This is a genomic window from Phyllobacterium sp. P5_D12 (assembly GCF_054049495.1).
The window spans coordinates 1-4230 of the sequence record NZ_JBFUMG010000397.1; the positions used below are offsets into that span (position 1 = coordinate 1).

The window sequence follows — 4230 nt, forward strand, 5'->3', positions numbered from 1 at the left end:
GTCCATGTTCTGGAGATCATAGGATGACAGATTGACCGAGACGGCGATCCGAGACTCCCAGCCATTGCAATCCTTGATGGCGCGTTCGACCACGCACCGGGTGAGATCGGAAATAAGCCCCATTTCCTCCGCCATGGGAATGAACTCAGCCGGAGAGATCGGGCCAAATTCCGGGTGATGCCATCGGGAAAGGGCTTCGCAAGCCGTCATGCGCAAGGTTCGAACGTTCACTATGGGCTGATAGGCAACGGTCAATGTGTTCTCGGCAATCGCCTTCCGTAAATCCGCTTTGAGCCGTTGTTTGCTGCGAAAGGAATGGTCCATGGTTTCGACGAAGACGGCCCAATCCTTCTTGCTGTCCTTCTTCGCAACGTCGAGCGCCAGATCGGCATTCATGTGCATCACGACAAGATCAAACTCGGCTGCATTGGCAATCGCTACGCCGGCATTCGCGCCGGTCAAAATATCATGGCCGGAAACAAGGTATTGGCCGGAAACCATGCGCATGATGTGGTCCACAGATTCCAGCGCCGCATTCCGCGTCGGCGCGGAGAACAGCAGCACGAACTCGTCGCTTCCAAAGCGTGAGATCACGGGACCGTTGGCGTCGGCCAACGTCAAGCGATCGGCAAACGCGCGGAGCAGCTCATCGCCAATGCGATGGCCAAACGTATCGTTCGTTCGTTTCAACCCATCGATGTCGACGACCATGAGAGCGATTAGTGCGTCTTGGTCAGCCATCTCGATATATGAACTGGCGATTTCGGCAAACTGACTGCGATTCGGCAAGCCGGTAAGGCTATCGTAACGGGCCATGCGGCTAATTTGCGCTTCAGCTTCCGCACGGCGGGTAACATCCTGGAATATCAAAACTGTACCGCGCTCTGGATCTGGCGTCGCCGTAAACTCGAAGTGGCGTTTAGCCGGCGACACGAACACGTCCCGTTGCTTTGCCCCCGCCAAAAGATCCCGCATCTTCGTACGCAGGGCTTCCAGTGCCTCACTGGAAAAGTAGGTCCGCAGTTGAGCCAGCCGCAACAGCGTTTCCAATGATCTGCCTCGGAGCTGTTCAGGATTATCGAACCCCATCATTTTCGCCGCCTTCATGTTGGCAACAGTAATGGTCTGGTTTCGATCGAACATCAGCAGACCTTGCGGCATGCCGTTAAGGGCCGCGTCGAAGTTGTTGACGACGATACCAAGTTGCTTTTTGCCCAGCAGTGCATCGAAAAGCGACTGGCGCAAATTTGCGGCGATACCGATATTGCTCCATAGGAAGGGGAGAATAAGCAAAGCGAGCAGCCAATTGTAAAAACCGCCGAGAAGGATGAACGTCACGAACAGCGGCGCAAGCAAAGCGACCGACATTCCGATCACAACCGTACGTGAAACGAAGTTCCGCGTAACGAGTGCAACCGTTGAAGCAACAACGATAATGATACTGGTGATGGCTGCCGATGGGTCAGCCAAGATATAGATACTGACAAAACACAGAAATCCAAGAAGGATACAAGTGCCCAGCGCACCGAACAAATAACGCCATTCCCATTTCTTCAAGGTGGCCGCCGTTGCTTCGGTCAGATTAGCCTGTTCGAAAGCATTTGCATTTGCCATCCTGCCAATAACAGTGACGAAGAACGCGACGGCGAAGGCAATATAGATCGGATTCTGGGTCTTGATATAGATCATCAAGGTGGCGGTAATCTGTACGATGGAGGTCCACCAGATTGCCTTCTTGTTCGCATAAAGTGTGCGAAGAAAAATGGTGTCGAGTGACATGCTCTCGTTGAGGTCAGTTCTCATCAAATGCCCGCGCACAACTGTACCCGCCACGGATACGTTACCGATTACTTACATAGAAACGCCAACGACAATGAAAACAGAGATTGGACAACGAGTTAGAGTATTTATTCTTACCGCATGTCAAATCTAAATTTCATAATTAGGAAAATAGAATTACCAATTCCTGAAAAGAACCAGAATACGATGACCTTCTGTATTTCAACGGACGGCCGGCATCAGTTGAATTAAGTCGTAAACGACCTAAGCAGGGCAAGCCGGAGAGGGATCTCCTGCTGAGCCTTTGTCCGGATTGGCATCATAGAAAGGACCGACAACCAGCGGTTTATCCGGCATGACAGACTGATCCGTGTCTGAAATCATCTTCCGCTCAATTGTTTGCAATAATTTACCATTGGCGTCTTCAAGGCGCATGCTGACGTTATATTCCCGGTTTGCCTTCACGCATTTGACTGGCGGACTTTCAATTGTGATTTTTTCCATCGTCGGCCATATCTTCTGCCGAACAATCATTGGATCGCCCCCCGCTGGATTTTCAAAAGTCGTCTCCAGCATTGAGCCATCGGGCAACGGGCGCAGCTTTGCCAACGTAAGCAGATAGGTTGCCACTGCTATACGGTAGTTGAAGACGAAAATCTTCCCGGAGACATTCACGTAGTCGCCTTCGCCTGCGTCGCGGCAAGCGCCCAGACAGAGAAGTCCGACGAGAAGCAGCGACACGCCCGGACGCACGAATCCTGCTTTGTCAAACATGATTGTTTCCAGCCTGCTTTACATTGCGATTATAGTGCCGCCGGGCTTTCGCCCGATTACCGCAGACATTCATATCGCACCACCGGCGGCTCCGATTACGGCTCTCATCGAGATAAAGCCAATAGCAATTCGGACAGGCCTTGATTCGCTCCAGTCGTGCGGGATCGAGTAGACGCATAGCCGAAAGAAAGGCTGCTGTGCCCAGAGATAGCTCGCGCTTCTTTTCCGACAGATTTGGTAGCCTGAGGTCTCGCCCTTCCGGCTCATTGCATACAAGATCGGAGCCGAGGCGAAGGAATGCTGATAGGTCTTCAGCCCTAAAGCTGTTCTCACCAACGGTGCTTCGAAATAAGCTGTTGATTACCTCGCGAATGCCGATGAGCGCTTCAATTCCCTTCTGTGACAGCGGAGCGTGGAACTCCACTTTTCCCCATTCGCCAGTCCGAAAAATAGCTGCAGCTTCCGCAAAGCGAGGCAATTCAACCGGATCAACAAAACGATCCAGCGAGCGCGCCGCGTCTCCGCGAAAAATCACTGTGTTCGCCAGGTCCAGGGCCAAGACGCCTCCACTGAATCGATGAGCATTCCAATCAAACGTCATGGCAAAATTCTAACTGGTAAAATCAATTTTGCAAGTTAGAATGAATATGAGTAGAGAGCGACAGATGGCGTATTTTCTTCAACTTCTTTTAAACGGCATTCACAACGCCGCGCTTTATTCATTGCTCGCGTATGGTTATGTGCTCGTTCATGGGCTGACGCATCGCACCGACCTGTCGCTTGGTGCTATTTTCGCTTTTTCTGGACAAACCTTTATTTTGGCGACAGCATTCGGATGGTCTGTCCTGTGGATGACGTTGCCAGCCGCGCTTTCACTGGGAACCTTCATTGCTATCGTTTATGTCGGCATAGGCGGTTACATCATCGCAAGATTCATCTACGCCCCGCTCGATGCAGGGAACCGCAATACTGTGCTGGTGGCGACGCTTGGTCTAAGTATTTTTCTAATGGAACTGTCGCGCATTGCAGCGAACACGAGGGATTATTGGCTACCGCCATTGCTTGCAGACCCTGTTCGATTGCTCGGACCGGCGATTGGTATCAGTTTGACCCAGTTGCAGATTGTAAACATCGTGATCGCCTTCTCCGTTATCGCCGTTGGCGAGATGATCATGTTGCGCACGTCCGCAGGGAGAATCTGGCGCGCTGTTAGCGATGAACCCGCAGCATCGGCGCTCTGCGGCATCGATCCATCGAGAGTGAGGACACAGGCTATCCTGGCGGCCTATGGTGTGTGTGCGCTCGCTGGATTTCTTGCAGCGCTCTACTACGGCAATGTCAGTTTCAACACCGGTATGATCTTCGGCTTGAAAATCCTCTTTATTACGGCCGCCGGAGGATTTTCACGTCCCCTGTATGCCGCATTCGGTGCGGCGGTCATCGGCATCATAGAATCTTTATGGGGTGGATACTTTTCTGTCTTGTGGCGGGATGTGGCCGTATTTTCCCTGCTCGTTTTTGTCCTCGCCACACGCACTAACGTTCAAGAAACGGAGCGCATTTAGCCTTGCAGGCTATGGCCACCGTCGATCGTAATAACCGTCCCCGTAATATAGCTGCTGGCGTCCGAACCCAGCATCAACACCGCCCCATCAATATCTTCCGCCTCACCTAACC

5 protein-coding genes are annotated in these 4230 nt (G+C 52.2%); 1 reads left to right on the top strand and 4 read right to left on the bottom strand.

Annotation, left to right across the window (positions count from 1 at the left end):
- The 3 genes from ACXJ5O_RS20260 to ACXJ5O_RS20270 all read right to left on the bottom strand — a co-directional run.
- On the bottom strand, nt 1–1803 hold a 1803-nt coding region (locus ACXJ5O_RS20260; protein ID WP_457301463.1), incomplete at its 3' end, for a diguanylate cyclase domain-containing protein.
- 240 nt (nt 1804–2043) lie between these two features.
- Entirely contained in the window at nt 2044–2553 is a 510-nt protein-coding gene (locus ACXJ5O_RS20265; RefSeq protein WP_457301464.1) for a hypothetical protein, read from the bottom strand.
- Nucleotides 2546–3112 carry a CGNR zinc finger domain-containing protein gene (locus ACXJ5O_RS20270; RefSeq protein ID WP_457301465.1) on the bottom strand — a complete coding sequence of 189 codons (567 nt, stop codon included), beginning with the start codon at nt 3110–3112 and terminating at the stop codon, nt 2546–2548. The genes ACXJ5O_RS20265 and ACXJ5O_RS20270 overlap by 8 nt, the downstream gene beginning before the upstream one ends.
- 106 nt (nt 3113–3218) lie before the next feature.
- Here ACXJ5O_RS20270 and ACXJ5O_RS20275 point away from each other — a divergent pair, with 106 nt between their 5' ends.
- Nucleotides 3219–4118: a branched-chain amino acid ABC transporter permease gene (locus ACXJ5O_RS20275; RefSeq protein ID WP_457301466.1), complete on the top strand. Its 900-nt coding sequence runs from the start codon at nt 3219–3221 to the stop codon at nt 4116–4118.
- Here ACXJ5O_RS20275 and ACXJ5O_RS20280 read toward each other — a convergent pair.
- Nucleotides 4115–4230: SDR family oxidoreductase (locus ACXJ5O_RS20280; protein WP_457301467.1), on the bottom strand; the 116-nt coding region annotated here is incomplete at its 5' end. The genes ACXJ5O_RS20275 and ACXJ5O_RS20280 overlap by 4 nt on opposite strands.

Bases quoted from the DNA above. Each gene is read 5' to 3' on its own strand.
- ACXJ5O_RS20265 (WP_457301464.1), bottom strand. From the start codon at position 2,553: ATGTTTGACAAAGCAGGATTCGTGCGTCCGGGCGTGTCGCTGCTTCTC.
- ACXJ5O_RS20275 (WP_457301466.1), top strand. From the start codon at position 3,219: ATGGCGTATTTTCTTCAACTTCTTTTAAACGGCATTCACAACGCCGCG.